General features: G+C 40.2%; 22 protein-coding genes. 11 read left to right on the top strand and 11 right to left on the bottom strand.

Annotated elements, in window-relative coordinates; all coding sequences use genetic code 11:
- The first annotated feature begins 4 nt into the window (after positions 1-4).
- Genes CVS84_RS08740 through CVS84_RS08715 form a run of 6 tightly spaced genes read left to right on the top strand, consistent with a single transcriptional unit; the run spans position 5 to position 4,447 of the window.
- Positions 5-1,363, top strand: coding sequence for an MATE family efflux transporter (locus CVS84_RS08740; RefSeq protein ID WP_107692005.1), 1,359 nt, complete (start codon positions 5-7; stop codon positions 1,361-1,363).
- Between the two features lie 47 nt (positions 1,364-1,410).
- Positions 1,411-2,079 (top strand): CsgG/HfaB family protein, encoded by a 669-nt coding sequence (locus CVS84_RS08735; RefSeq protein ID WP_103593685.1) that lies wholly within the window; start codon positions 1,411-1,413, stop codon positions 2,077-2,079.
- Positions 2,064-2,468 carry a DUF4810 domain-containing protein gene (locus tag CVS84_RS08730; RefSeq protein WP_107691957.1) on the top strand — a complete coding sequence of 135 codons (405 nt, stop codon included), beginning with the start codon at positions 2,064-2,066 and terminating at the stop codon, positions 2,466-2,468. Before CVS84_RS08735 ends, CVS84_RS08730 begins: the two co-directional genes overlap by 16 nt.
- The gene (locus CVS84_RS08725; RefSeq protein ID WP_107691956.1) at positions 2,458-3,135 is read left to right on the top strand and encodes a DUF799 domain-containing protein; all 678 of its coding nucleotides are present in this window, start codon (positions 2,458-2,460) and stop codon (positions 3,133-3,135) included. The genes CVS84_RS08730 and CVS84_RS08725 overlap by 11 nt, the downstream gene beginning before the upstream one ends.
- Positions 3,136-3,140: 5 nt before the next feature.
- Entirely contained in the window at positions 3,141-4,028 is an 888-nt protein-coding gene (locus tag CVS84_RS08720) for a DMT family transporter (protein WP_107691955.1), read from the top strand.
- On the top strand, positions 4,025-4,447 hold the full coding sequence (locus CVS84_RS08715) for a Sua5 YciO YrdC YwlC family protein (protein ID WP_087584192.1): 423 nt from the start codon (positions 4,025-4,027) through the stop codon (positions 4,445-4,447). Before CVS84_RS08720 ends, CVS84_RS08715 begins: the two co-directional genes overlap by 4 nt.
- A gap of 9 nt (positions 4,448-4,456) precedes the next feature.
- Here the strand turns inward: CVS84_RS08715 and CVS84_RS08710 are convergent, their stop codons facing one another.
- The 6 genes from CVS84_RS08710 to nifJ form a co-directional block, all read right to left on the bottom strand.
- Positions 4,457-6,184, bottom strand: coding sequence for a peptidase M3 (locus CVS84_RS08710; RefSeq protein WP_107691954.1), 1,728 nt, complete (start codon positions 6,182-6,184; stop codon positions 4,457-4,459).
- Between the two features lie 9 nt (positions 6,185-6,193).
- The gene (gene dcuC, locus CVS84_RS08705) at positions 6,194-7,588 is read right to left on the bottom strand and encodes a C4-dicarboxylate transporter DcuC (RefSeq protein WP_107691953.1); all 1,395 of its coding nucleotides are present in this window, start codon (positions 7,586-7,588) and stop codon (positions 6,194-6,196) included.
- Positions 7,589-7,910: 322 nt separating this feature from the next.
- Positions 7,911-9,056: a toxin-antitoxin system YwqK family antitoxin gene (locus tag CVS84_RS08700; protein ID WP_107691952.1), complete on the bottom strand. Its 1,146-nt coding sequence runs from the start codon at positions 9,054-9,056 to the stop codon at positions 7,911-7,913.
- A 107-nt stretch (positions 9,057-9,163) separates the two neighbouring features.
- Entirely contained in the window at positions 9,164-9,670 is a 507-nt protein-coding gene (locus CVS84_RS08695; RefSeq protein ID WP_107691951.1) for a DNA-deoxyinosine glycosylase, read from the bottom strand.
- Between the two features lie 52 nt (positions 9,671-9,722).
- Entirely contained in the window at positions 9,723-10,328 is a 606-nt protein-coding gene (locus CVS84_RS08690) for a LemA family protein (protein WP_087584186.1), read from the bottom strand.
- Between the two features lie 177 nt (positions 10,329-10,505).
- The gene (nifJ, locus tag CVS84_RS08685; protein WP_107691950.1) at positions 10,506-14,108 is read right to left on the bottom strand and encodes a pyruvate:ferredoxin (flavodoxin) oxidoreductase; all 3,603 of its coding nucleotides are present in this window, start codon (positions 14,106-14,108) and stop codon (positions 10,506-10,508) included.
- 170 nt (positions 14,109-14,278) lie between these two features.
- Here nifJ and CVS84_RS08680 point away from each other — a divergent pair, with 170 nt between their 5' ends.
- The 4 genes from CVS84_RS08680 to fldA all read left to right on the top strand — a co-directional run bounded on the left by CVS84_RS08680 (position 14,279) and on the right by fldA (position 17,106).
- On the top strand, positions 14,279-15,442 hold the full coding sequence (locus CVS84_RS08680; RefSeq protein ID WP_107691949.1) for a sugar transporter: 1,164 nt from the start codon (positions 14,279-14,281) through the stop codon (positions 15,440-15,442).
- Positions 15,443-15,574: 132 nt separating this feature from the next.
- Positions 15,575-15,886 (top strand): DUF2325 domain-containing protein, encoded by a 312-nt coding sequence (locus CVS84_RS08675; protein WP_002939277.1) that lies wholly within the window; start codon positions 15,575-15,577, stop codon positions 15,884-15,886.
- A gap of 3 nt (positions 15,887-15,889) precedes the next feature.
- Positions 15,890-16,603: a UDP-N-acetylmuramate--alanine ligase gene (locus tag CVS84_RS08670; protein WP_107691948.1), complete on the top strand. Its 714-nt coding sequence runs from the start codon at positions 15,890-15,892 to the stop codon at positions 16,601-16,603.
- 11 nt (positions 16,604-16,614) lie between these two features.
- Entirely contained in the window at positions 16,615-17,106 is a 492-nt protein-coding gene (fldA, locus tag CVS84_RS08665; RefSeq protein ID WP_107691947.1) for a flavodoxin FldA, read from the top strand.
- 33 nt (positions 17,107-17,139) lie between these two features.
- On the opposite strand, the gene CVS84_RS08660 is transcribed toward fldA, so the two are convergent.
- From CVS84_RS08660 to CVS84_RS08635, 5 genes are all read right to left on the bottom strand, one after another.
- Complete coding sequence (locus CVS84_RS08660) at positions 17,140-17,877, bottom strand: amino acid ABC transporter ATP-binding protein (protein ID WP_107691946.1); 738 nt, start codon at positions 17,875-17,877, stop codon at positions 17,140-17,142.
- Complete coding sequence (locus CVS84_RS08655; RefSeq protein WP_021089366.1) at positions 17,877-18,545, bottom strand: amino acid ABC transporter permease; 669 nt, start codon at positions 18,543-18,545, stop codon at positions 17,877-17,879. The genes CVS84_RS08660 and CVS84_RS08655 overlap by 1 nt, the downstream gene beginning before the upstream one ends.
- 23 nt (positions 18,546-18,568) lie before the next feature.
- Positions 18,569-19,321: an amino acid ABC transporter substrate-binding protein gene (locus CVS84_RS08650; RefSeq protein ID WP_107691945.1), complete on the bottom strand. Its 753-nt coding sequence runs from the start codon at positions 19,319-19,321 to the stop codon at positions 18,569-18,571.
- 9 nt (positions 19,322-19,330) lie between these two features.
- On the bottom strand, positions 19,331-20,083 hold the full coding sequence (locus tag CVS84_RS08645; RefSeq protein WP_107691944.1) for an amino acid ABC transporter substrate-binding protein: 753 nt from the start codon (positions 20,081-20,083) through the stop codon (positions 19,331-19,333).
- 402 nt (positions 20,084-20,485) lie between these two features.
- Positions 20,486-23,938, bottom strand: a complete 3,453-nt coding sequence (locus CVS84_RS08635; RefSeq protein WP_107691943.1) for an acyl-[ACP]--phospholipid O-acyltransferase — start codon at positions 23,936-23,938, stop codon at positions 20,486-20,488.
- 169 nt (positions 23,939-24,107) lie between these two features.
- Here CVS84_RS08635 and mnmG point away from each other — a divergent pair, with 169 nt between their 5' ends.
- The gene (mnmG, locus tag CVS84_RS08630; protein WP_107691942.1) at positions 24,108-25,970 is read left to right on the top strand and encodes a tRNA uridine-5-carboxymethylaminomethyl(34) synthesis enzyme MnmG; all 1,863 of its coding nucleotides are present in this window, start codon (positions 24,108-24,110) and stop codon (positions 25,968-25,970) included.
- Positions 25,971-26,318 lie beyond the last annotated feature (348 nt).

The raw sequence follows: 26,318 nt of genomic DNA, 5'->3' as shown, positions 1-26,318 counted from the left end.
AAGCATGGTAAACAAAATCAAAGATCAAAATACAAAATTTTTCTCAAATGCCGATCTTACAAAGCTCTTTTTCCCTATTGCAGTTGAGCAGTTTTTAGAGTATAGTCTAGGGCTTGCAAACTCGCTAATGGCAGCAAGTGTTAGTGAAAGCGCTGTAAGTGCGATTAGTCTTGTGGAATTTGTCATGGCACTATTTATTAGCATTTTTACAGCTATCGCTACTGGTGGCTCGGTGGTTGCTAGCCAGTATCTAGGCAATAAACAAAGTGGCAACGCCAAAATCACAGCAAATCAGCTCGTTTGGTTTAGTTTTATCTTTGCCCTTTTTATCGCAGCGGTCATCATAGTTTTAAAAGATATTATCCTAGATTATGTCTTTGGCGATATTGGTGAGCAAGTAAGGCATGATGCTAGTCACTATCTTGTTTTCTCTGCCATTTCTGCACCATTTTTGGCTGTCTATGCAGCAGCTGCGGCGATCTTTCGCACGATGTCAAACGCAAAGCTACCTATGTATATTATGGCGGCTGCAAATTTATTAAATGTACTTCTAACTGCCATTAGTATTTATACATTTCATACTGGTATTTTAGGTATCGCCATTAGCACACTTATAGCCAAGATGCTTGCTTGCTTTGTTATAGTCTATTTGCTTCTTGATATAAGGCTAAAGCTTCACATAAGAAAGAGCTTTGTCTATAAATTTGACTACGAGATCATCAAAAAAATTTTAAATATCGGAGTGCCTTATGGTTTTGAAAATTCGATGTTTTACGTGGGTCGCATCATCGTTTTAAGCCTTGTTTCACTCTTTGGTACGGCAAGTATCGCTGCAAATGCCGTGGGAGGGACGATCGTGATGTTTCAAGTGCTCCCTGGCATGGCGATAGGCACAGGACTTAGTGTAGTCATCTCAAGGTGCGTTGGCGCAAACGACTTTGCTCAGGCTAAATTTTACGTAAGAAAGTCGATGATAAGCATCTATATTGTCCAGCTTTTTAGCACAACAGTAATTTTGCTTTTACTTGAGCCACTGCTTAGGGTTTATAATCTCTCGGAAGAAGCTATAAATTTAACAAGACAGATCGTCTGGTATCACGGTATCGCTATGTGCCTTATTTGGCCACTTGCCTATACGTATCCGACTGTTTTTCGTGCTGCTGGGGATGCTAAATATCCGATGATTGTAAATTTAATTTGTATGTTTGCTTGTAGAGTCATCTTGGCCTATGTCTTTGCGCTCACATTTGATCTTGGCATGATAGGTACTTGGTTTGCAATGTTTGCTGACTGGGCTGCAAAGGCGGTGCTTTTTACGATTAGATACCTAAAGGGCGCATGGATGAAATTTAAAGCTATTTAAAAAGAAATTTAGTAATATACAAGCGATTTTGTCGCAAAGGATAAAAAATGAAAAATGTATTTAAATTTGGTGCAGTTTTGCTTACAGCAGCTCTTTTTGCTGGATGTGCGAGTGAGAGTTCAAGGGTTGTTGAGACTCCAAAAGTAGCAAGCTACGGCACAGTTTACAATGGTCAAAAAATTTCAGTTTCGATAGGTCGATTTAATAATCAATCAGCTTACCAAAATGGTGTATTTGCTGATGGCGAGGATAGGCTTGGTAACCAAGCTCAAAGCATTTTGATCACAAATTTACAGCAAAGCGGTAGATTTTTGGTGCTTGATAGATCAAATATGAAAGTGATCAAACAAGAGAGCGAGCTAAGTAAAACCGCTCAAAATCTAAAAGGTGCAAGATACGTGATAACTGGTGACGTGACCGAGTTTGGGCGAAAAACTACGGGCGATCATCAGCTATTTGGCATACTTGGCAAAGGCAAGCAACAAACTGCCTATTCAAAGGTAAATTTAAATATCGTTGATACCAAAACAGCTGAGGTTGTCTATTCGGTTAGCGGAGCTGGCGAATACACCCTTTCAAACAGAGAGATCATCGGTTTTGGCGGCACAGCAGGATACGACTCTACGCTAAATGGCAAGGTTTTAAGTCTAGCTATTATTGAAGCGGTAAATAATCTAGTAAATGGCATAGAAAGTGGAGCATGGCAAGTAAAATAAGGCTTGCCAGCTTTGCGCTTTTTGCCATATTTTTAGCGGGTTGCGGCCATTCAAACGGCCCAAGATCACTTTATTATTGGGATGGATCATATAGTAGCTCGCTATATGGTTATCTAAATGAAGAGGGCGATACAAACGAGCAAATTTCACGCTTAGAAAATTTGGTGCAGATATCAATACAAAAGGGCTATAAGATCGCTCCTGGCGTATATGCACACCTTGGACTTTTATACTTAAATAACGGAAATTTAGGCGCTGCAAATGCAAATTTTGACAAAGAAGTAGAGAATTTCCCAGAGTCAAGGGAGTATATAAATTTCATCAAAGGCTCTAAAAATTTAACTCCGAAAAAAGTAGAGCAAAAAGAGGGGGCAAATAATGAAAAATAGCCTTAAATTTATAGCCTTTGCATTTTTAGCAGTATTTTTTACGGGCTGCTCTATAAAAGAGCCTGAGCCATACGACTACTCAGAATTTTTACAAAAAAGACCTCACTCTATCTTGGTACTTATGCCAACAAACGATAGCACAGAAATTTCAGGTCCAGCTGCTGTTTTGGCAAATGCAGTCGCACCACTAAGTGAAGCAGGATACTATGTATTTCCAGTGACTCTTGTAAATGATACTTTTAAGCTAAATGGCATAACCGAGCCAAGCGAGATCGCAGCCGTACCACTAAATAAGCTTGATAAAATTTTCCATGCTGATAGTGTGCTTTACATAAACATAAAAGATTATGGTACGAGCTATGCGGTCATCTCAAGCTCAACAAAGGTTGTCCTTGAAGCAAAGCTTATCGATATAAAAAGCGGCGCTACTCTTTGGCAGGGCAGTGCTATGACAGCAGAAGATAGCAGCAGCGGTCAAAGTAGCCTACTTGGTATGTTAGTCTCAGCTGTCATCTCACAGGTGGCAAATACCATCTCAGATAGATCATACGATCTAGCAGTGATGGCAGATGCTTATTTGTTTTCAAGAAATTGCCATAACTGCATACTTTATGGACCATATTCGCCGTATTACGGCAAAGATGCACAGCTTCATAAAGATAGATAAATTTAATGAATGCTCATCGTCTTGGGATACTCCTTACTTTAGTTGGCGGTATCCTTTGGGGATTTAGTGGGGTTTGTGGGCAATATCTATTTTCACTTGGTATAAATTCTGATTTTTTGGTGCCATATAGACTTATGCTAGCTGGCATTGTTATTGTAATTTTTTATGCTTTTAAAGAACCAAATGCCGTTTTTGCTCCGATTAAAGATATAAAGCTACTTGGCGAGTTTTTAGTCTATGCCATACTTGGGCTTATGATGACGCAGTATGCCTACTTTTACTCCATCGAGCTTTCAAATGCCGCAGTTGCAACTGTTATTCAATACACTGCTCCTGCTTTAATTTTAATGGTCATTTGTATAAAAGAAAAACGCGCCCCAAGAAAACTTGAAATTTTAGCTCTATTTTTAGCCATGCTTGGCGTATTTTTCCTGAGCACACATGCGCAAATTTTATCTCTTGTCATTTCGCCAAAGGCCTTGTTTTGGTGCTTAGTTAGCGCTATTTGCGTTTGTGTTTATAATCTTGCTCCAGCAAGGCTGAATGCGAAATATTCAGTCACTCTCACACTTGGTTGGGGCATGGTTATGGGTGGAGTAGTGCTTGCTTGCTATATGAGAGTTTGGGATTTTGCTGGGCTTAATGGGATAAATCAATGGCTGGCATTTATTGCTGTTATTACGCTTGGCACCATTTTTGCATTTAGCTTTTATATGATAGGTGTTAAGCTAATAGGCACAGCAAAAGCTAGTTTATTAGCCTGTATAGAACCACTAAGCGCAGCATTTTTTGGCTACTTTTGGCTTGGGACAAAATTTGTATTTTGGGACTTTTTGGGATTTGCCCTAATAATCTCTTGTATATTTTTACTATCAAAAAGAGAAAAATTATGATATTTCTAGCACAAACCGATACGACAGCTGGCTTTTTGAGTAAAGATTATAAAGAGATAAATAAGGCCAAAATGCGTGATGAAAATAAACCTTGCCTTATCACGACGGCAAAATTTAGCGTTTTAAATGAGCTTGTTAGAGTGCCAAAAAAGTATAAAAATTTTATACGCCGTTCAAGGAAAGCCACATTTTTGTATCCAAATTTAAAGGCTATTAGAGTCGTAAAAGAGTGCGAGCACGAAAAATTTTTAGCTAAATTTGACTGGCTTTATTCAAGTAGTGCGAACAAAAATGGGCAAAATTTTAATGAAGCTTGGGCTATGAGCGTGGCTGATGAAATAGTAGATGATCATTTTTTCGAAGATACTCCATCAAAAATTTATAAAATTTCTCGAAAAAAAATAAAACGTTTAAGATAACTAGTAAATTTATACAGCCACTACCTTTTTAAACTCATCTAAATTTTTTAGTGCTTCATCTATACCAATCAGCCAAAATTCGCACTTTTTTGTATCTTTTTTAAAGTGTTTTTTCACTAGTTCTTCTACGCTTTTCGTGCCGCACTCTATTAAAAATTGTTTATAAATTTTGCAAAATTTTACTTCGTCTTTTTTAAACTCACTTAGAAAAAATTGTGATAGCAGATAGCCGACACTATAAGGATAGTTGTAGATGTAGTTATCTGTTTTATAAAAATGTGGCTTAAAATATGGCAAAAATTCTTCAACATCGCTTGTGCTATCTTTATAAAATTTATCCCAAGCTTGTTTTAAAAGATCATTTGCATCTTTTTTGCTGACTTGACCTTTTTGTCGCAGTTTTATAAAGCTAGTTTCAAACTCGTATCTAACGCTTATATGAAGTAAAAAATTTGCAGCGCTTTTTAGCTCCTGCCATAAAATTTCTACCCTAAGTGAGTCATCTTTTTTTAGCTCATTTCGTAAAAGAGTCTCATTAAATGTACTCGCGCTCTCGGCTAAGCTCATTGGAAAGTTTGCGCTTAAAACCGGAAGATCACGCATCAAGTAGTAGTGCCAAGCATGCCCAAGCTCATGAGCTTGCTGGATTAAGTGCGAAAGAGTGTTCATATATGTGGTAAAAATTCTTGGTTGCTTAAATTTTGGCAAACTTACAAAAAATGCTCCGCCAGCTTTATTTTCTCTTACATCGCTTTCTATCCAGTGTTTGTCTATCATAAGCTTTATAAAACTATCTTCGCCCAGTGGTTTTAATGCTTTTTTGATGATTTTAATAGCCTCGTCATGAGAAATTTCACTATGCTTGCTAAGTGGATAAGGTGCCAAAAGATCGCAACTTCTCATACTTTTGCCACCTAAAAAGCTAGCTCTTACTCTTACGCATTCTCTTATTTTTTCCACTCTTTTGCTAATGGCTTCTTGCATGGCGTTTAAAGTGTCAAGGCTTATTTTATTTTCTTCAAGGCTTGGAGTTAAAAAATCAACTTTTGCTGCCTTAAATTTAGCCAGTCTAAATCCATGAAGCATATTTAAGATATCAAGATAAAGATCGGAAAATTTATCATAGTGAGAACTCAGAGCATCAAACACATTTTTGCGTAAAATTTCATCATCTGATCCTTTTAATATACCCATACATTTTGCAAGATTATAGCTTTGTGTTTTTGCATTTTTATTGGTAGCAGAGATATTTATTAAATTATTTAGATGTCTAAAATTTGCAAAAAGTGGGAAAAAATTTGTGAGCGCTAAATTTGCAAAAAAATCTCTTTCACTCTTTTTTCGTATTTTACTCTTGCTATTTTTATGCTCTAAATATAGAAATTTTATATGTTTAAATTGAGCGCTTTGAAAAATTTTATCATCACTTTTTAGGCTATCAAATTTATCAAAAAGTATCTCCTTTGCCGTATCAAGTTTAGCTTTTTGCTCTTTTATTTTTAACTCAAATTTACTAGCTAGCTCATCTTTTGTATTATCACTACTTTTACAACGACAAAATGCGAGTAGGCTAGCTGCTTCTTTGTATGCTTCTTCGTATGAGATGATAGCTTTGGTAAGCTCGCTATTGTTTAAAAATTTAACTAAATTTTCATTTTGTGCTTTTAGATTTTCAAACGATGAGGTAAAAATTTCGCTATCAAAATCTACATAAGAATCATCAAAGCTCCATCTCATATTTTCTCCTTAAAATGATAGTAAAAATACAAATATATGGTGGCTTATAAGACCTAAAATAGCTGGCACGCTACATCTTTTAATTAGTGAAAGCGGGCTAATGTGAAGCATGCCTGAAATGGCTACCACTACGCCAGAGACAGGTGAAAGTGGTCTAGCTATTGTGGAGGCTTGATGCATAGGAAGTACGAGCATAACAGAGTTGATGTTTAAACTCTTAGCTATATTTGGTACCATGTTTAAAAGTGGATAAAAGCTTGCACCATTTGAGCCAGCTATGATTGTAACGATGGTTGTTATAAATACAAAAAGTATAGACATGCCAAGCCCCCCAAAGCCTATGCTTTTTGCCAAATTTACAATAGCATCAAGCATACCAAGAGCTTTAAAACCTTCAGCAAATATACCAGCTGCCACAACTAGCATAACAACACCGCTTAAGCTTTTTGCCATGGCATTAAAAAATATTTTTAGCCCTTCGCCAAGCTTTTCAAAGCTAAATTTATGCCTAAATGCTTCAAAAACCATAGCAATTATCATAGAAAGGATTATGACGCTTGATATGTTTAGTTTTATAGTTTTTAAACAATATGGCGAAAAAACTACTACTAAAATCATCGGTAAAAATGGTAAAAGAGCATAGATTATAGGTGCTTGCTCTTTTGGAACATCCACCTTATCGTCAAAACTAATGCTCTCTCCTATATGCTCACTACAAACCCAACCTTCTTTTTTGTCTAAGTATCTATTCCAAAGAACTAATGCAATGCCGATCACGAGTACAGTTGGAAGAGCCGCTGGAATTTTATAGATAAAAACATAATCAAGCACCTCAAGTTCAGTTGCTTTTGCAGCAGCAGCTGTCGATGAGCCAAGAAGCACCATTGAGCTAGCTCCACTCATCGCACAAATACTACCAACGCTTAGTTTATTTAGTCCTAGTGATATAAGAACTGGTCCAAGAAGTGCAAGACAAAGCACGCCAAGTCCAACTGCGCTGGTTATTACCATGCTTATAAGTTTTGCTACGCAAAAAGCTATGAATATCATAAAATATGGGCTTTTTATGGCTTTAAACCTTTTTGTGGCGATGCCCACAAAGGCTTGATTTGCTCCGATATGGGTCATATAACTTGCAAAACCGACCATTAACATGATTAAAAGTCCAAGTTGAGAAAAATTATTTGAGAGCATATAGCGGATAAACTCAACTACATCCAGTAAGGAATTTCCAGTGCTCTTTACCTTTTCTGGTAAAAATTCTCCCGTATCAAGAATGACTGAAGAGACAAGCATGATAACACCAGATAGTAAAAGCACGAAAGTGGCGTATTTGCCTTTTAAAATCGCCCAGCCTACAACAAAAAGCGTAAGTAGAGCTATGATTAGACCAAGAGTATGCATTTTTGCTCCTTATTAAGATATTTAAAAACCAGAATACAAAAATCAAAATACGCTTAAAATATAAAAAATAATATTTATATGCTTGCAATTATACTACTTGTTATATTGAAATTTCGCTTTTATTTATAAAAATATTATCGATTTTATAAATGAGATTGCTACTTTTATGGCTAAGATGCAAAAGATAAATATAAAATTTTAATATTAAGTACGACTATTGTAGTGTTATTTAAAGCCAATTAAAATATTCAAAATACAAAAGGACGTAAATATTTGGTTTGGTAAAAATTCAAATGATGCCAGTAGCAACTTATTTTAGTATTTATTCCCTCGGCAGTCCGTTTTTATCAGACTTATCGCTGATTAGCTTGCCTGATTCGTTGTATTTTTTAGCGCGCACAAGCCTGCCGCGCTCAAAATCGCCCAGGGCCTCTAGTTTGCCGTTTGCGTAGTAGTGGCGTGCCTCGCCGGTTTCCAGCCCGTCCTCAAACATCACTCTGGCTTTTAGCTTGCCGTTTTCGTGATACTCCTCGTACAGCCCGTGATAGCGCCCGTTTTTAAACATCACCTTTGCGGCCAGCGCCCCGCTCTCGTAGTAGTCCAACCCCGCGCCCGTTTGGCGGCCGTCTTTGTACTCGTATTCGCCTCGCAGCTTGCCGCTTGGGTAGTATTCGCGCGCGGCGCCGTCTTTTTCGCCGTCTTTGTAGTTTTCTACTACGCGCGTTTTGCCGTTTTCATAAAATCGCTTCCAAACGCCATTTTTGCGGTCGTTTTTGTATTCGCCCGTCTCCTCCACGGCGCCGCTTTCGTAGTACCACGTTTCCGCGCCCTCTCGCTTGCCCTCTTTGTAGGTTCGCACGCCTAGAATTTTACCGCTTTTGTAGTAGTCGAAGTCCTCGCCGTTTCGAAGCCCGCCCGCGTATGGGCTACGTGCGCTAACCTCGCCGCTAACGTAATAGTCGGTAAATACGCCCTCTCGCTTGTCTGCCTTGTAGGTGCCCTCCTGCTTTAACGCGCCGCCCTCGTCAAAGTAGTAGCGGCGGTAGCGCCCGTCGCGGACGTCATTTTTGTATTCGCTCTCGCCCATCAGAGCGCCGCTATCTGCGTGGTAGTGCTTGGCCGTACCCTCGCGGATGCCGTTTTTTAGGGGGTATTCGTTTGAGGGCTTGTCCCTGCCGTCAAAATAGTCCCTGTATCGCACCGCCGTGCCGCCCTGCACATCTATCTCGCGTATGAGCGTGGGCGGCAAAGGTTTTATCCTCGGATAGACCATGCCCATCGCATTTACGTCATATAGGTCCTCAACGCTGTATCGAAGCATCTTTAGCGTGTCGTCGTAGAGCTTGCCTTTTACGTAGTAAAGGCCGTTTTTTAGGCTCGCTTCGGGCTTCATTACGATTTTTGGCTCTAGTGCTTGCGCACCGATGGCTAGAAGCGGAAGTAAAAATAGAAATTTTAGGATTTTCACGGTTTTTCCTGCTTTGTTTTATTTGGGTAATTTTAAATTTTGAAACTAAATTTAAGGTGAAGGCACGATTATTTCGGATGAGTTAAATTTTAGAATTCACGTCAAATTTAGCCGTCTTTTAGCGCCTCCGCGACGACCGTCCACTCTTGCACGAGCCTTTCAAAGCTAAAATTTGCATTCGCCGAGCTAGTCGAGGGTAGCTTGACTGGTTCTTTACCCGTTGCGTTTAAAATTTGAGTTTTTAGGTATTTTTCGCAGATTTTGTGCGCTTTGCCGCCGTTTGAAAATACCTGCGCTATGCGCACTCCGCTAAAAATCGGCTCCAAATTTGCAGGCTCGACGGCGGTCATTTTAGCATCGCTCGAGTCCTTTATCTCGCACGAGATCGCAGCGTCGTAGATAGCGATGCGGTGAGCGAGCAGAAATTTTATCTTTTCATCCGTGCTTGTAGGCAGCGGAGCGTTTAAAATCCCGGCCAGCACTCGCCAAAAGCGGTTTTGTGGATTTGCGTAGTAAAAGCCCAGCTTGCGAGAAACTACGGAAGGGAAGGATCCGAGGATTAAAATTTTAGAGTTTTTATCAAAAACCGGTTTAAATGGACTAATTTGATTCATCTATCTCTTTTAAAATTTTAGCCATTCAAACCATTTATGATTTTATAAAAAGTTACTCTTTTTGGTTTGGATTATTTGAAATTTTATCGTTAATCATCTTTTTCGCATTCATTGCAATATCGGTGATTTTCTTATTAGAGTCACTTAAAATTTCTTGTATTCTAGCCGAATCATCTTTTTTAAATATTTTTAAATTTTCGCTAAAGTCCTCATCGTTAATGTCAAAATAAGCGACTGATTCAAAAGATAGTTTTGAGGCTATTAGGACTTGTGGAAATGCATTTTTATAAGAATTATAGCTTTTAACCTCAGCATTGTAGCTCTCACGTTTATTTAGGAGTTCGCTCTCGATTTTTTCTAACTGCGACATTAGCATTTGATATGTTTCGTTAGCCTTTAGTTCCGGAAAGGCTTGAGCCAAAGCAGCTACTTTTGCGATTCCATTTCCAGAAACGCCAAGTTGAATCATTTGTTCACTACTTGCATAATCTTTAGCTATATCTATTATTTGATTTGATAGATCTAAACGTTTTTTGAGCGTAGCTTGGATATTTGCGAAGCTCTCTCTGATATTTTGCATCATTGATTGTAGTTTATTATATATTTTAATAATATAAGCCGCTAAGGCAATAACAACGACAATTATAGTAATAAGCATTTTTGCTCCTTTTTACTTATTTTAAAATATGCGATTTTGACTTTTTACGACTTAATTTCACTTTAAGGATTTAGAAACTTGCTTATTTTGCTTATGGGTTATTTAATTTTTTTAAGTGAAATTATCTAAAAAAGAAAATTCTCCCACATAATAAATTTAAGTGGGAGAATTCGTGCCTTACTCGGCTACGCTGCCGGTAGAGGCATCCTCGGCGCTCTCAGGCGCGCCAGACTCGACCTCATCGCTAAAGTCAGCCAAGCTTAGGCGTTTTAGCTGGCGGTAGCGTCTTTGCGCGTCGGCCTTGTTTTTAGCCAGCAGCTCGTCGGCATGCTCAGGATTTGTCTTTTTAAGCGAGTTGTAGCGAATCTCGTTTAGCAAAAACTCCTCGTAAAGCGACCAGTCAGGCTCTTTTGAGGTCATTTTGAGCGGATTTTTGCCCTCTTTGATTAGGCGCGGGTCGTAGACATAGGTCGGCCAGTAGCCGCATTTAGTCGCTAGCTCGCCTTGACCGCCGGAGTAGGCCATGCCGCCCTTAATACCGTGCGCGATACACGGCGAATACGCGATCACGAGGCTAGGTCCATCGTAGGCCTCGGCTGCGGCGATCGCTTTTATCGTGTTTGCCTGGCTCGCGTTTGAGTTGATTTGAGCTACGAAGATATTTCCGTAGGTCATCGCGATGTAGCCCAGATCCTTTTTCTGCATCGGCTTACCGCTAGCGGTAAACTGCGCTATGGAGCCCGCGCGGCTTGATTTTGAGCTCTGGCCGCCGGTGTTTGAGTAGACCTCGGTGTCAAGCACGAGCACGTTTACGTTCTCGCCGCTAGCTAGTACGTGATCAAGCCCGCCAAAGCCGATGTCGTAGGCCCAGCCGTCGCCGCCGATGATCCACTGAGATTTTTTGACGAGATATCTTTTTAGCTCTAAAATTTCTTTTACACCCTCTACGCTTAAATTTTGCTCCAAAACAGGGGTCAAAATTTTAGCTATTTGCGTCGTCTTCTCGCCGTCGTTTTTGTGCGCGATCCAGTCGGAGTATAGCGCGGCTAGAGCGTTTGGCACGGTATCTTTGGTGCGTAGCATCACGTCTTCTATACGGTGGCGCAGAGTCTCTACCGCGACGTTCATACCCATACCAAACTCCGCGTTATCCTCAAAGAGCGAATTCGCCCACGCTACGCCCTTGCCCTCTTTGTTCGTCGTATAAGGCGTCGAAGGCGCGCTACCGCCATAGATCGAGCTACAACCGGTGGCGTTTGCCACGATCATACGGTCGCCGAACAGTCTCGTAACAAGCCCTATATAAGGCGTCTCGCCGCAACCCGGGCATGCACCGTGAAACTCAAATAGCGGCTGAGCAAAGCCTACGCCCTTGACGCTATCTTTGCTCATCAGATCGTCTTTGTAGGTTACCTTTTTAAATAAATAATCCGCATTTTCCTGCTCGTTTTTCTCCATCTCCTCGGCTAGCGGCACCATGACGAGCGATTTTTCCTTGCTCGGACAAATTTGAGCGCACAGCTCGCAGCCGGTGCAGTCAAGCGGGCTTACTTGGATTTTATATTTTAGCCCTTTTACCTCTTTGCCTTTGGCGTCTAGGACGTGATCTTGCACGGTTTGCGGAGCGGCGGCGAGCTCGTTTTCATCGATGAGAAACGGCCTGATCACCGCGTGAGGGCAAACGAAGGCGCACTGGTTACATTGGATACAATTTTCCTCGATCCACTTAGGCACCATCACGCCGATACCGCGTTTTTCGTAGGCCGTGGTGCCTGATTTAAAGTGTCCGTCCTCAAAGCCCACAAACGCCGAAACCGGCAAGCTATCGCCCCTAGCGGCATTGATAGGCTTGACGATTTTTTCTATAAATTCGTCGCCGACGTATTTTTCCTCCGCGCTCGCGTCATCCGTCAAATTTGCCCAGCTAGGGTCGACCGCGACCTTAACCAGCCCGTCCGCGCCCATATCGATGGCCTTGTAGTTCATCTCTACGATCGCTTCGCCCTTTTTGGCATAGGCTTTGTGCGCGTACTCTTTCATGTATTTTTGCGCGTCGGCAAACGGAATGATGTCGGCTAGCTTAAAAAACGCCGACTGCATGATGGTGTTCGTGCGGTTTTTTAGCCCGATCTCGCGAGCTAGCTTAGTAGCGTTGATGATGTAGAAATTTACTCTTTTCTCGGCTAAAATTTTCTTTACTTTATTCGGCAGTTTAGCGACCGTCTGCTCGGCGTCCCAGATCGAGTTTAGCAGGAACGTCCCGCCATCGCGGATACCGTCTATGACGTCGTAAATTTCAAGATACGCCGCGACCGAGCAGGCTACGAAGTGAGGATTTGAGACGAGGTAGGTCGAGCGGATAGGGTTTTTACCGAAACGCAGATGCGAGCGCGTGTAGCCGCCTGATTTTTTGCTATCGTAGGCAAAATACGCCTGCGCGTAAAGCTCGGTTTTATCGCCGATGATTTTGATTGAGTTTTTATTCGCCCCAACGGTACCGTCCGCGCCAAGGCCGTAAAATAGGCACTCTTTCACGCTTGCGTCGCTTAGCGAAATTTTCTCGCCGACTTTTAGCGAGGTGAAGGTCACGTCGTCCTCGATACCGACGGTAAAACCGTTTTTGGGCCCCTCTAAATTTAAATTTTCAAAGACCGCCAGCATTTGTGCAGGATCGACGTCTTTTGAGCTCAGACCGTAGCGTCCGCCCACGATCACGGGCTGATTTTTGCGTCCGTAAAACGCCGCCTTGACGTCCAGATATAGCGGCTCGCCGAGGCTTCCGGGCTCTTTGGTGCGGTCTAGCACGGCGATCTTTTCTACCGTCTCAGGCATCACGTCAAAGAGGTATTTTAGGCTAAACGGACGGTATAGATGCACTTTTAGTACGCCTACTTTTTCGCCCTTTGCGCGTAGGTGATCGACCACTTCTTCGAGAGTTTGCGTGACAGAGCCCATCGCGACCACGACGCGCGTAGCGTGCGGATCGCCGTAATAATTAAACGGTTTATAATCGCGTCCCGTGATTTTTGAAATTTCTTTTAGATACTCGGCCACGATATCAGGCACCGCATCGTAGTAGCGGTTAGCTAGCTCGCGCGTCTGAAAATAAATGTCGTCGTTTTGAGCCGTACCGCGAGTTTTCGGGTTTTCTGGGCTTAGCGCCTCGTCTCTAAATTTTTGTAGCGCCTCGCGGTCAAGAAGCCTATCAAAGTGCGCATAGTCAAGCACCTCGATCTTTTGTATCTCGTGGCTCGTGCGAAATCCGTCGAAAAAGTGTAAAAACGGCACGCGACCCTTGATAGCCGCTAGATGCGCGACGCCCGCGATATCCATGACCTCTTGTACGGAGCCGCTTGCCAGCATAGCAAATCCCGTCTGGCGACAGGCATAAATATCCTGGTGATCGCCAAAGATAGAAAGCGCCTGAGCCGCGATAGAGCGCGCGCTCACGTGGATAACGCCGGGTAGTAGCTGGCCTGCGATTTTGTACATGTTTGGGATTTTTAGCAAAAGTCCTTGCGAAGCCGTGTATGTGGTAGTTAGCGCGCCTACTTGCAGCGAGCCGTGCACGGTGCCCGCAGCCCCGCCCTCGCTTTGCATTTCGACTACCTTAACCGGCATACCGAATAGATTTTTCTTACCCTGAGCCGCCCACATATCGGTGTAGTCTGCCATCGGCGAGCTAGGGGTGATCGGGTAGATGCCCGCAACCTCCGTAAATGCGTAAGCCGCGTGCGCCGCAGCCTCGTTTCCGTCCATAGTTTTCATTATTTTAGCCATTTTTCCGCCTTAAATTTTCTTACGATTTTTAAAAATCTTTTATTATAGAGATAATTTCCAAAATCTACTATTAATCTATGTCATTAATAAATTATGAGAATTTTGCCTTTTGAATTACTAACTTTAAGCAAAATTCCATTACCGTAATGAAAAAAAATTAAGGATAAAATTTGATAAGTGTTCATAGGGTGGCCTATTTAAGGGTTATAGCTCTTGCTTTTTGTGCTTTTATATTTAACACTACTGAGTTTGTTCCAGTGCCACTTTTAAGTGATATTGCAAAAGACTTTGATATGAGCACGGCTGATACCGGTCTTATCATCACGATTTATGCGTGGAGCGTCACTATACTCTCTTTACCGCTTATGCTTTTAACTGCAAATTTAGAGCGAAGATCTCTTCTTTTAAAGGTTTTTATCGTATTTGTTGTAGCTCATACTCTTTGTGCCTTTGCTTGGAATTTTAAAATTTTAATTGTTGCTCGGTTGATGATAGCTATTGCCCATGCCATTTTTTGGGCTATCACTGCTTCACTTGCTGTTAGGCTAGCACCGATAAATAAAAGTTCGCAAGCTCTTGGTCTTTTAGCGCTTGGCACCTCGCTTGCGATGATACTTGGCTTACCGCTTGGCAGGATAATAGGTGACGCCTTTGGTTGGCGTATTACATTTGGACTGATTGGGGTTTTTGCAGTAGGAGTTGGTTTTTGGTTGCATAAAATTTTACCGATTTTACCTAGTAAAAACTCAGGCTCACTTAAAAGCTTACCAGAGCTTGCAAAAAATGGCCTTTTGATGGTTGTATTTTTACTAACTGCAATTATCATAAGTGCGCATTTTAGCACCTATAGTTACATTGAGCCATTTGCAAAAGATATCAGTGGCTTTGACGGAAAATTTATCACAATATTTTTGCTTATATTTGGTGTTGCTGGTGTAGTTGCAAGCCTGCTTTTCTCTAAATTTTATAAGCTTATTCCAAATGCATTTTCAGCAATTTCTATTATGCTTATTTTATGTTGCTTGCTTTTGTTAAATTTTATTGCTAAAAATGAAGTTTTAATGCTAGTCTTGGCCTTTGTTTGGGGGCTTGGCATAGCTGGTGTAAATATGAGTTTTCAAATAAAAGTGCTAAATTTAGCCTCAAATGCAACTGATGCTGCAATGGCGATATTTTCGGCTATTTATAACATAGGTATCGGAGCAGGGGCGCTAATAGGGCATCAGACGATAGTTCATTTAGGCGAGCGAAATATCGGCAATGTCGGTAGTTTTTTTGCCGCAAGCGGACTTATCATATTTTTGTTTGCGGTATCTAAGGTTAAGAGAATTTAGATGTTTAAATATCTAAGTAAAACGTTACAAATTTCTACATATAAGTGATAATAAATATCATAACTAAGAAAAATTTTAGTTAAGCTTCCTTATAATCATTATCAGAAAATGAATAAATTTTAGGAGCTTATTATGTCAGTTTTAGTTATCGGTGCAGATGAGATAACACCTATCAAGGCAGTTTTACATGATTTGGGAGCTGAGAAGATAGAACACTGGGATGCTAGAAATGAAAACCGTGTAAATCGCAAGCCAATCCCTCAAGATACCGAGTGTGTGGTGATGCTAACTAGCTTTTTAAACCACAACACTATGAAGACTATTAAAACTCAAGCAAAAAAGAGAAATATTCCAATTGTTTGTGCAAAAAGAAGCGTTAGCTGCGTATTTTGCGAGTACTGCAAGGTCTTTGGGCTAGATAAGGAATTTGGATGCAAAGAATAATCAATGAGATTCGGGCTTTTATCAGATATTGGCGAAATAACTCCAAATATTTTTGCAAAGCTTGATAGGCTTTCACGTGCAAAAATTTTTATTGCACTTTATAATTCTGGTGTAGAAAGTGAGCTAAAAATACCACTTTCTTACGCTAAATTTCTAAATTTCAAAGAAATTTTTGAGGCTAGGATAAATTTCCTACTTCGCGAAAAATGTCTAAATTTTAAGCCAGCAGATCGCTTTTGTTTTTCATCAAATATCATCATAAATGCTTATTTAAAAGGCGACTTTTCAAAGATCAAATTTATAGCAAAAGAGCCAAAAATGGCGGCTGCAAAGATGATAAAAATGCTTTATGTAAGTGGGAAATTTGAGTTTTGTATCGATGCGGCACAGATGTTTTGTCAATTTGTTTATGATAAAATACGCCTCCGCCATCAAGATAAAGAGGTCGTGTTAAATGGCGGTGTCATTTCGGTCAAAAAAGATGGTAAAAATTTGCTCAGCGTCATGCCAAGCTTTAAAAAAGTAAGCTTTGATGATATGAGAAATTTAAACGACGATATAGATAGAGCCGTCGGTGTGCTTGGTCACGAGTGTGAGATGGTTTATATCGTTTTTCCTAGAAATGAGGAATTTAGGCGACACGTTGAGGTTAGGCACTGTTATGCGAGAGGTTTGATCAAGCTTGTGCCTTATACGATTATTAGTAAAATTTTTTAAAAAGGATAAAAATGATAGGTATAGTTTATGGAAGCAGCATGGGAAATACCGAAGATGCAGCAAAACTTATAAGTGAGGGTCTAGGCCTTGAAAATGAGCTTTTAAACGTTGCCGATGTAGACGCAGCAAAACTAAATAGCTTTGATAAGCTCATCCTTGGCACATCGACTTGGGGCAGTGGCGATCTTCAAGATGACTGGGATGCCTTTGACTTTAAAGCGTTAAATTTAAGCGGTAAAACGGTTGCTGTTTTTGGTATGGGCGATAGTGAGAGCTACTCAGATGAGTACTGTAATGGCATGGCAAAGCTTTATGATGAGGTCGTAAAAGCTGGCGCAAAGGTAGTTGGTGAGGTCGGTACTGATGGATATACATTTGATGGCTCTGATGCTGTAAAAAATGGAAAATTTGTAGGCCTAGCACTTGACGCTGACAATCAAAGTGACAAAACGGAGGGTAGAATTTCAGCTTGGATAGAGCAGATAAAACCTCACTTTGCTTAATGTAATTTTAGCTAGATTTTCTAGCTAAAATTTTCATATATCCATAGCCGAGATGAAGCTTTTTATTCTTTCGTTTTGGCTATTGAAAAACTCATCTACCAAGCCATCAAATGCGATCATGCCTTTATCTAAAAACAAAATTCTATCAGCTATCTTTCTAGCAAAATTCATATTATGAGTGACGATGATCATAGACTTTTTCTCTTTTGCAAGAGATAAGATGACCTTTAAAACTTCAGCCTCTAGCTCTGGATCAAGCGCGCTTGTAGGCTCATCAAGCAGTAAAAAGTATGGATTTACAGCCAGGGCTCTAGCGATGGCTACACGCTGTGCTTGACCGCCAGAGAGCCTGTTTGGATAGGTATCTTCTTTGTGACTAAGCCCCACTTTAGCTAAAAGCTCTTTTGCCTTTTTTACCGCTTCGTTTTTATCCTTTTTTTGAACATAGATCGGAGCTTCGGTGACATTTTGAAGCGCTGTTAGGTGTGGGAAAAGGTTAAAGCTTTGAAAAACCATGCCTGTTTTTTTTCGAATTTCTAAAAGCTCTTTTGAGCTAAGCTTCTCTTTAAAATTTAAAGCTCTATCATCTACCTCTAAAATGCCACTTTGTGGGATCTCAAGTAAATTTATACATCTAAGAAGTGTTGATTTGCCACAACCAGATGAGCCAACGATCACGGTCGTTTGTCCTTCTTTGAAGCTTGTGTTTATGTTATCTAGCACCAAATGATCGCCGTAAGATTTGCTTATATTTTTAAAATTTATAGCCATTAGACATACCTTGAGACAGCTTTTTCAAGCCTTGATTGAAGATAGGTTAAAAGTGTGCAAACCACCAGGTAGATAAGTGCTGCTAGGATGTAGAGGATGAGTGGCTCAAAGGTCCTTGCTGCGATCCTTTGAGCGACCATAAACATATCAACCATCGTTATAGAAGCTGCTAGTGAAGTGTCTTTAACAAGGCCTATAAATGTGTTAGAAAGCGGTGGCAACGAGATCCTCACTGCTTGAGGTGCGATGATGCGCTTTAAAATTTGATAGTGTGTCATGCCAAGCGATGTGGCAGCCTCCCACTGACCTTTTGGCACAGAAAGTATGGCAGCCCTTACGGACTCAGACGCATAAGCACCCACGTTTAGACTAAATGCAATAGTCGCCGCGCTCCAAGTATCAAGCGTGACACCGATGCTAGGAAGCCCATAAAATACAATGAAAAGCTGCACAAGAAGCGGTGTGCCGCGAAATATCCAAACGTAGGTAGCAAATATAAATTTTAAAATTTTTATATTTGAAAGCCTCGCTACTGCTGTGATAATAGCGATGACAAGCCCTAGCGAAAACGAGAGCAAAGTAAGAGGGATCGTCACTTTTAAAAGTGCGATGATCATCGGTAGCGTCGAGCTTGAAACAAGCTCGATCACTCTATCTAAATTTTCCATTTCTGCCTTGTTGGTTTATAAATTTATTTTGAGACGTCTTTGCCAAAGTAGCTTTTTGAGATGGCTTCTAGTTTGCCCTCTTTTGAAAGTTCGTTTAGTGCATTTGAAATTTGCTCTGCAAGTTCGGCGTTGTCTTTCTTAACAGCTGCTGCTGTGTAGTCTTTTTCATCAAGTGAGGCGGCTATCTTTACAGGTGCGTTTGGACGCTCTTTTATAAAGTCGTAAAATACGATGTTGTCTCTTACAACAGCATCTACGCGTCTTGATATAAGAAGCTCCATACTTTTAGCAAAACTATCTGTTACGACGTGTTCAGCGCCGTATTTTACGGCGACTTTCGCCCAGTTGCTCGTAGCTGAGTCGGCATTTCTTTTGCCTTTTAGGTCGGCAAAGCTTTTTATGTCGTTATTATCTTTTCTAGTGATGATGGCACCAAATGTTACAGTATAAGGTACTGAAAAAGCATATTTTTTCTTTCTCTCATCAGTTATGCTTACTTGATTAAATACAACGTCTGCTTTGCCAGCGTCAAATGCTGCTAGCATCGCGTCCCATGGAGCTGTTAGAAACTCAACTTTTAAATTTAGCTTTTGCGCTACCGCTCTTGCGATATCTACGTCGTATCCCACTAACTCATTTTTGTCATTATAAAATGTAAAAGGAGCATAAGTACCTTCAGTTGCTACTGTTAGCACGCCGTCTTTTATGGTCTTTGCTTGTAAATTTAGAGCCATTGCAAGCACGGCTACTACTTTTAATAAATTTTTAAATTTCATTTTGATCCTTTATTTTGAAATATCTTTTCCAAAATATTTCATCGAAATTTCGCTTATCTTACCCTCGGCTTTTAGTTCATCAAGTGCTTTGTTTATCGCTTCTAGTAGCTCAGTGTTGCCTTTTTTAACAATTGCAGCTGTTGGCATCGGCTCGTTGCTTGTGTATGCGATTTTTAGTGGCGCATTTGGGCGTTGTTTGATATAGTCATAAAAAGTGACGTTATCGTTTATCGTATCATCAGCTCTTTTTGAGATGATAAGCTCCACGCCTTTGCTAAAGCCATCAGCCACAACCACTGTTGCACCGTTTTTCTCGGCTATCGCTGCCCAGTTGCTAGTCGCAGAGTGCACACTCTTTTTGCCTTTTAGATCAACAAAGCTTTTTATGTCGTTATTGTCTTTATGTACGACAATTACCGGATATGGCATAGTGTAAGGCACGCTCATACCATACTTTTTCTTTCTATCTTCGTTTATACTTACTTGATTAAATACAACATCGGCCTTACCAGCATCAAAAGCCGCAAGCATCGCATCCCAAGGAGCTGTTAGAAACTCAACTTTTAAATTTAGCTTTTGCGCTACTGCTCTTGCAATATCTACGTCATATCCTACTAGCTCGCCCTTTTCATCGTAAAATGAGTAAGGTGAGTAAGTACCTTCAGTTGCGATGATAAGTTCGCCTTTTTTGATAGTTGAAGCATTTAAATTTAAAGCTAAAAAAGCACCTGCGATCAAGCCAAAAATGGGCTTAAAATTCATTGATTCTCCTTATTTAGAAATGTCTTTGCCGAAGTATTTAAGCGAAATTTCGCTTAAAGCTCCTTCCTTGTTAAGCTCATTTAGGGCAAAATTTATCTTAATTAGCAGCTCTTTGTTACCTTTTTCTACGTTATAGCCCGTTTGTTCACTATTCGTATGGCATCATCTTTTATGATCTGCCAGTAAAATTTTGTAAAGGCAGAATTTAGCAAACAATCGCACGAATTGCACCAAATTTAAAAAGCAATAGAAATTTTATACAAAACTCTTTCTAAAAAATAAAATCAATAGTGGAATTTGCAAAAAAAGATAAATTTTTAAGATTTATGCAAATGTCAGTCGCAACTGCAATCTGGGTAGTATTTTGGCGCATTTTATCACGAAAAAAGAGGGCGGTGCCTCTCACTCCGCTAGAAGTGAGACCGCTAGAGCTTTTACCCCCTTAAAATCAACCTTACCACTTGCAAGCGTTGGTATATCATCAACGATGAAGATATAGCTTGGCATCATTATCGGGGCTAGGCTGCTCTCTTTTAAAATTTGCTCGATATTTTTGGGCTCTGTGCCACTTTTTACTAAAAGCGCGATCGCCTCACCCTTTTTGCTATCTGGTACGTTTGCGCTGCTAAAGACGACGTCGTTTCCAAGCACCTTTGTAAGCTCTTCTTCGACGCTTCCAAGGCTTATCATCTCGCCGCCTATCTTGGCAAATCTTGAGTATCTATCAACGATAAATACAAAGCCGTTTTCATCTATGTGGCCTTTATCACCAGTTTTATAGTATCTTACGCCATCAATGTGCGTGATTACCTCGCTTGTTTTAGCTTCGTCGTTTAGATAGCCCTTCATCACCTGCGATCCGCCGATGACGATGAGTCCGTCCTCGCCAGTTTCAAGCTCTTTAAGAGTTTCTGGGTCGATTATTTTTATGATGGTACCAGGCAGAGGCATGCCAACGCTGCCAGGTCTATTAAATGTAAGCTCTTTTAGACTCTCTTTTTCTAGGATATTTGGCATATTTACAGCAGCTACCGGTGCCGTTTCAGTTGCGCCATAACCTTCATAAATTTCTATGCCAAATTTGAGCCTAAACTCATCTTTTATCTCAGGTTTTAGCTTTTCAGCCCCAGCTACGACCATTCTGGCACTTTGAAACATTAGCGGATGAAGCTTTTTATTTCTTGTGTAGAGCCTAAAAAATGTCGAGGTGCCAAAGATAATGCTAGCGCTGTGTCTTGCCGCCATTTTGCCGATAGTCGCTCCATCTGTTGGATCAGGCACGCTTACCATTTTTATGCCCTCGCAAAGTGGCATGAGCGTGGTGACCGTTAGTCCAAATGAGTGAAAAACAGGGAGTGAGTTTAAGATCACGTCATCTTTTTTGAAATTTAGAAGTTCGCTTATTTGCTTAATGTTTGCAAGTAAATTTTTATGGCTTAGCTCGATGCCTTTTGGCTCGCCCTCGCTACCACTGCTAAATAAAATAGTAGCCGTATCTTCTAAGCTTACATGTTTAAAATAGCAAAGCTTAATAAGCCAAGCTGGGGCAAAAAATGCAGTTAAAAGCGCTAGAAATTTCTCTTTTTTTGAGACGCTGGCTGAGAGATCTTCTGCAAATTTAGCCTTGCCACTCATCGCATCTTTTAGATCAAAGCCCTTAAGTGCGAGCTTTTCAAGAAATTTGCTAGAGGTGATCACCGTGTTTATATTTGCTTTTCTTAGGGCGTGATTTAGCGAGGTAACATTAAGCGTATAGTTTAAATTTACGCTCACTTTGCCCATGGCAAGAAGTGCCATATTTACTATTGCTGCGATGCTTGAGCTAGGCAGCAAGATGCCTATATTTTTCTCATCTTTTAGCTCGCGTTTGAAAATTTTGATAAAGACTAAAACGGCTGTTATAAATTTCAAGTTGCTTAAATTTAGCCCAGTGCTGTCGCTCACGCACTCTTTAAATTTATCCTCTTTTGCGTTGTTTAGCCATTCGCTTGTTAGTGGTTTTTGCCTTGAGATAAAGCTCTCCCACGATGAAAAACTAAGCTCAAGCACCTTTTGCTTCATCTTTGCAGCGTTTATAAATGTATTTATTGGCTTGCCAAAGGCGACGATGATGTCGCGTCTGCCGTTTTTAGAAGTGAGGTCTTTGTAAAATTTACTAGCTCTTGAAAAGCTCGAGCCCCAAAGGCCACGAAGGTAAAATGGCACTATGCAAATTTCTTCTAGATCTCTGATGATAAGCTCAAAGCCCTTTTGAAACTCATTTATCTGACCGTTATAGCTGATGTGGCCTTCCGGAAAAAGTGCGACCACTTCGCCATTTTTTAGGCACTCCCTAACTAGCTCGATCGACTCTTTGCTAGCCCCTGCGCCTATTGGGATCACTTTAAAAAATTTAAAAATTTGCTTTAGATACCATTTGTTATAGATCGTTCTATACATGACAAATCTTATGCCCCTTGGGCTTGCAGCTTGAAGCACGAGCCAGTCGATCCAACTGATGTGATTGCCAAGAAGTAATGCGCCGCCACTTTGCGGTAAATTTTGAAGTCCTTCTACAAAAAAGCGGTACTTTGTCTTTAAAAATGGCAGTAAAAGTAGCCTTGTAAAAAGGTGTGGAAGCTGTAAAATGGCATAAAAACTGCCGATTAAGCAAACAAGCGCTGTAAATACAAAAAGCCCAGTGGTTGAAATTTCAAAATATACTAATCCTATGCCAATGGCTAGAAATAGCAGCATTGAGACGTTTTGCAAGAAGTTGTTTGCCGCCATTATCTTGCCGGTGGTCTTTTGCGGGGCAAAGTACTGGATCATCGCATTTAGTGGCACTATAAATATGCCGCCAAAAAAGCCAAATGCAAATGAGCTAAGGCTTACTACGCCGATGTTTGAGCCAAATGCGAAAAATAAAAGCGAGAAAAATATACCCATGGCGCCCATCGGCACGATACCAAGCTCGATGTGTAGCTTTGACATAGAGCCGGCCACGTATGAGCCAAATGCTATGCCTATGGCGCTTGCTGCTAGAATTGCTTGCACCGCTAGCGAGCTGTCGTCGTTAAAAACGGCTTTGTAATGAGCTGGGAAAGCTGCGATGATGATCTGAGAAATTCCCCAAAATATGCTAAGCCCAGCGATGCTTAGCCAGATATTTTTATCTGATCTTACTTCTTTTAAATTTTCTCTTAAATAGCTAAGGCTGATGTATTTTTTAAGCTCAAATTTGTTGTTTTCTTCGTTTATTTCGCTGATGTATGGTAGCTTGTAGGCGAAAAATGCCTCAAGCGCGCTAAAGACCACTAAAAAGATACCGATAGGATAGACGCTTTTTAAAATTTCTTCTGAGTTTTCACCTTGGATATATAAATTTTCAAATATAAATGAAAACAAAAATGAGCTTGATAAGATGGCAACGATGGTTAGTGCTTGGATGACGCCGTTTGCGGTGCCAAGGCGTTCAGGACCGACTAGAGCCTTAATGATTCCATATTTTGCAGGCGAGTAGATAGCACTTTGAGCAGCTAGTATGAGCGTTAAAGCAAAAGCTACGCCAAAAGCACCTGCAAGATAGCTAAAAAGCACTGCAATGCTTATAACAAGGCCCAAAATGGCACAAATTCTTATGACTTTTGTCTTTGAAAATTTGTCATTTATAAAACTTGACGGTGAAAATAAAAATATAAAAGGAAGCAAAATCATCACATTTATAACTGCTGTTAATATAAAAAGTATGTCACCATCATATGTTTTTAAAAGAACATTTTGGATAGTGATTTTGTGTGCCAGATCGACGCTTGCATTTAAAAATGCGATCGCAAGGTAGGGCAGAAAGCCAGCGATTTTTAGCAAATTTATCATAAATAAACCTTTGAAAAAATTTAAAATTTCGTAAATCTAACAGCAAAGTATTTAAAATATTATTAATAAAAAACTCTATATTTAAATTCAATAATAAATTTTTTAAGAAATTTAAATTTTATATGCTTTTGGATAAAATCACACAATCAAAAATTAGGAAAAATTTATCATGAATTATGAAATAATCGTCGTTGGCGGCGGACATGCGGGTATTGAGGCAAGTCTTGCAGCTGCTAGAATGGGCAAAAAAACTTTACTGATCACGATCCTAGCTGAGCAAATAGGTGCTGCAAGCTGTAATCCAGCTATCGGTGGCCTTGCAAAGGGACATCTCGTAAAAGAGATCGACGCACTTGGTGGTCAAATGGGACTTACGACTGATGCTGTTGGTATCCAGTTTCGTGTGCTAAATGAGAGCAAAGGCCCAGCAGTACGTGGTAGCCGCGCTCAGATAGATATGGATAGATATAGAGTTTATATGAGAAATTTGCTTTTAAACACGCCAAATTTAGAAATTTCTCAAGAGATTGCCACTGAAATTTTAAGCGAAAATGGCGAAGTAACTGGCGTTAAAACCCACTTAAATAACATCTATAATGCAAAAAAGGTGATAATCACAACTGGCACATTTTTAAACGGGCTAATACACGTTGGATTTAACAAACTGGAAGCTGGCCGCGTGGGCGAGCTAAGCGCAAAGGATCTAAGCGGCAGTCTAAGGGAGCTTGGGCTAAATTTAGGTAGGCTAAAGACCGGAACATGTCCAAGGATCGATGCAAAAACGATAAATTTTGAAATTTTAGAAAAGCAGGATGGCGACGCAAAGCCAGTTGCATTTAGCTTTAGAACTAAAAATTTCTCTCCAACACAGCTGCCATGTTACATCGCCTATACAAATGAAACCACACATGAGATAATCCGCTCAAATTTTGATAAAGCACCGCTTTTTACAGGCCAGATCGAGGGCATTGGGCCAAGATATTGCCCTAGTATCGAGGATAAAATAAACCGCTTTGGCGACCGCGACAGACACCACCTTTTCATCGAGCCTCAGACCCTTGAAGCGACAGAGTACTACATAAACGGCTTTTCAACGAGCCTGCCTTATGAGGTGCAAGTGCAAATGCTACGCTCCGTAAAAGGCTTTGAAAACGCAAAAATCGTAAGACACGGATATGCCATCGAGTACGATTATGTCGAGCCAACACAACTAAAACATAGCCTAGAGACAAAAAAAGTAAAAGGGTTATATTTAGCTGGACAGATAAACGGCACGACTGGATACGAGGAAGCCGGCGCTCAGGGGCTAATGGCTGGCATAAATGCAGCACTCTCGCTTGATAATAAAGAGCCGCTTGTCTTGCGCCGCGATGAGGCGTATATCGGTGTTTTGATCGATGATCTTGTCACAAAAGGGACAAAAGAGCCATATAGGATGTTTACGAGTAGGGCGGAGTACCGCTTACTTTTGCGTGAGGAAAATGCCATTTTAAGGCTTGGCAGATATGGCCATGAGCTTGGGCTTCTTGATGATGAGACTTTTAATGAGATCGAAAATATAAGAAGAAATTTAAAAGAGGGGCTGGAATTTTTAAATAGCACTCAGATCACGCCAAATAAGGCAAATTTAGAGCTTTTAGCTAGCCTTGATGAAGAGCCAATAAGCCAAAATGTGAGCCTACAAAAGATCGTCGCACGCAAGAGCTTTACGGCTGAGAAACTAAGAAAGCTTGATCAGAAATTTGCAAATTTAGATGATGCGAGTGTGGATCAAATTTTAACCGAGTGTAAATATCAGCACTACATAAATGAGCAAAAAAATCAGATAGAAAAAATGAAAGATATGATGGATGTGAAAATTCCTGAAAATTTTGACTTTAGAGGTGTGAGTGGTCTTAGTAATGAAGTGGTCGAAAAGCTTGAGAAATTTGCACCGCCTACGCTTTTTGCTGCGAGTGAAATTTCAGGTATCACGCCAGCTGCGATTGATATCTTACATATTTATATAAAGATGAGTGATAGAAGATTATAAAAGTTTTTCAAATATTTATAAATAAAGTAGTTTCTAAAGATATAATGGTAAAATTCCAATCTATTAGCACCTTGTTAGATCATTCAAAAATAACACAATATTTTATTAGCTATAAAATTTATTAAAAAAAATATTTATTCTTAGAAAATCCTTTTTTTTCTTTATTACAATTTTCCAGCCCACGAAACCGCACTCTAACACTTATTACTTCTTTTTCTTGGAAAAAAAAAACAAACTCACCTCTAATCAAAATCCTTCTACTTATATCTTTATATGTTACTACTAATACTTTACAGATATTCATAATATACTTTCTCATATTGTACTATTATTTTCCTATCTCACACA

The organism is Campylobacter concisus (genome assembly GCF_003048575.1).
In the GTDB taxonomy this organism is placed as follows: domain Bacteria; phylum Campylobacterota; class Campylobacteria; order Campylobacterales; family Campylobacteraceae; genus Campylobacter_A; species Campylobacter_A concisus_U.
Note: the sequence above shows the minus strand (reverse complement) of the source record. Positions and strands in the feature narration are given on the sequence as shown.

What these genes read in the sequence shown, in the direction of transcription:
- CVS84_RS08740 (WP_107692005.1), top strand. Translation starts at nt 5, where the DNA reads ATGGTAAACAAAATCAAAGATCAAAATACAAAATTTTTCTCAAATGCC.
- CVS84_RS08735 (WP_103593685.1), top strand. Translation starts at nt 1,411, where the DNA reads ATGAAAAATGTATTTAAATTTGGTGCAGTTTTGCTTACAGCAGCTCTT.
- CVS84_RS08715 (WP_087584192.1), top strand. Translation starts at nt 4,025, where the DNA reads ATGATATTTCTAGCACAAACCGATACGACAGCTGGCTTTTTGAGTAAA.
- CVS84_RS08675 (WP_002939277.1), top strand. Translation starts at nt 15,575, where the DNA reads ATGTCAGTTTTAGTTATCGGTGCAGATGAGATAACACCTATCAAGGCA.
- CVS84_RS08635 (WP_107691943.1), bottom strand. Translation starts at nt 23,938, where the DNA reads ATGATAAATTTGCTAAAAATCGCTGGCTTTCTGCCCTACCTTGCGATC.
- mnmG (WP_107691942.1), top strand. Translation starts at nt 24,108, where the DNA reads ATGAATTATGAAATAATCGTCGTTGGCGGCGGACATGCGGGTATTGAG.
- dcuC (WP_107691953.1), bottom strand. Translation starts at nt 7,588, where the DNA reads ATGCATACTCTTGGTCTAATCATAGCTCTACTTACGCTTTTTGTTGTA.
- CVS84_RS08650 (WP_107691945.1), bottom strand. Translation starts at nt 19,321, where the DNA reads ATGAAATTTAAAAATTTATTAAAAGTAGTAGCCGTGCTTGCAATGGCT.
- CVS84_RS08670 (WP_107691948.1), top strand. Translation starts at nt 15,890, where the DNA reads ATGAGATTCGGGCTTTTATCAGATATTGGCGAAATAACTCCAAATATT.
- CVS84_RS08645 (WP_107691944.1), bottom strand. Translation starts at nt 20,083, where the DNA reads ATGAATTTTAAGCCCATTTTTGGCTTGATCGCAGGTGCTTTTTTAGCT.
- fldA (WP_107691947.1), top strand. Translation starts at nt 16,615, where the DNA reads ATGATAGGTATAGTTTATGGAAGCAGCATGGGAAATACCGAAGATGCA.
- nifJ (WP_107691950.1), bottom strand. Translation starts at nt 14,108, where the DNA reads ATGGCTAAAATAATGAAAACTATGGACGGAAACGAGGCTGCGGCGCAC.
- CVS84_RS08690 (WP_087584186.1), bottom strand. Translation starts at nt 10,328, where the DNA reads ATGCTTATTACTATAATTGTCGTTGTTATTGCCTTAGCGGCTTATATT.
- CVS84_RS08660 (WP_107691946.1), bottom strand. Translation starts at nt 17,877, where the DNA reads ATGGCTATAAATTTTAAAAATATAAGCAAATCTTACGGCGATCATTTG.
- CVS84_RS08730 (WP_107691957.1), top strand. Translation starts at nt 2,064, where the DNA reads ATGGCAAGTAAAATAAGGCTTGCCAGCTTTGCGCTTTTTGCCATATTT.
- CVS84_RS08655 (WP_021089366.1), bottom strand. Translation starts at nt 18,545, where the DNA reads ATGGAAAATTTAGATAGAGTGATCGAGCTTGTTTCAAGCTCGACGCTA.
- CVS84_RS08725 (WP_107691956.1), top strand. Translation starts at nt 2,458, where the DNA reads ATGAAAAATAGCCTTAAATTTATAGCCTTTGCATTTTTAGCAGTATTT.
- CVS84_RS08720 (WP_107691955.1), top strand. Translation starts at nt 3,141, where the DNA reads ATGAATGCTCATCGTCTTGGGATACTCCTTACTTTAGTTGGCGGTATC.
- CVS84_RS08695 (WP_107691951.1), bottom strand. Translation starts at nt 9,670, where the DNA reads ATGAATCAAATTAGTCCATTTAAACCGGTTTTTGATAAAAACTCTAAA.
- CVS84_RS08710 (WP_107691954.1), bottom strand. Translation starts at nt 6,184, where the DNA reads ATGAGATGGAGCTTTGATGATTCTTATGTAGATTTTGATAGCGAAATT.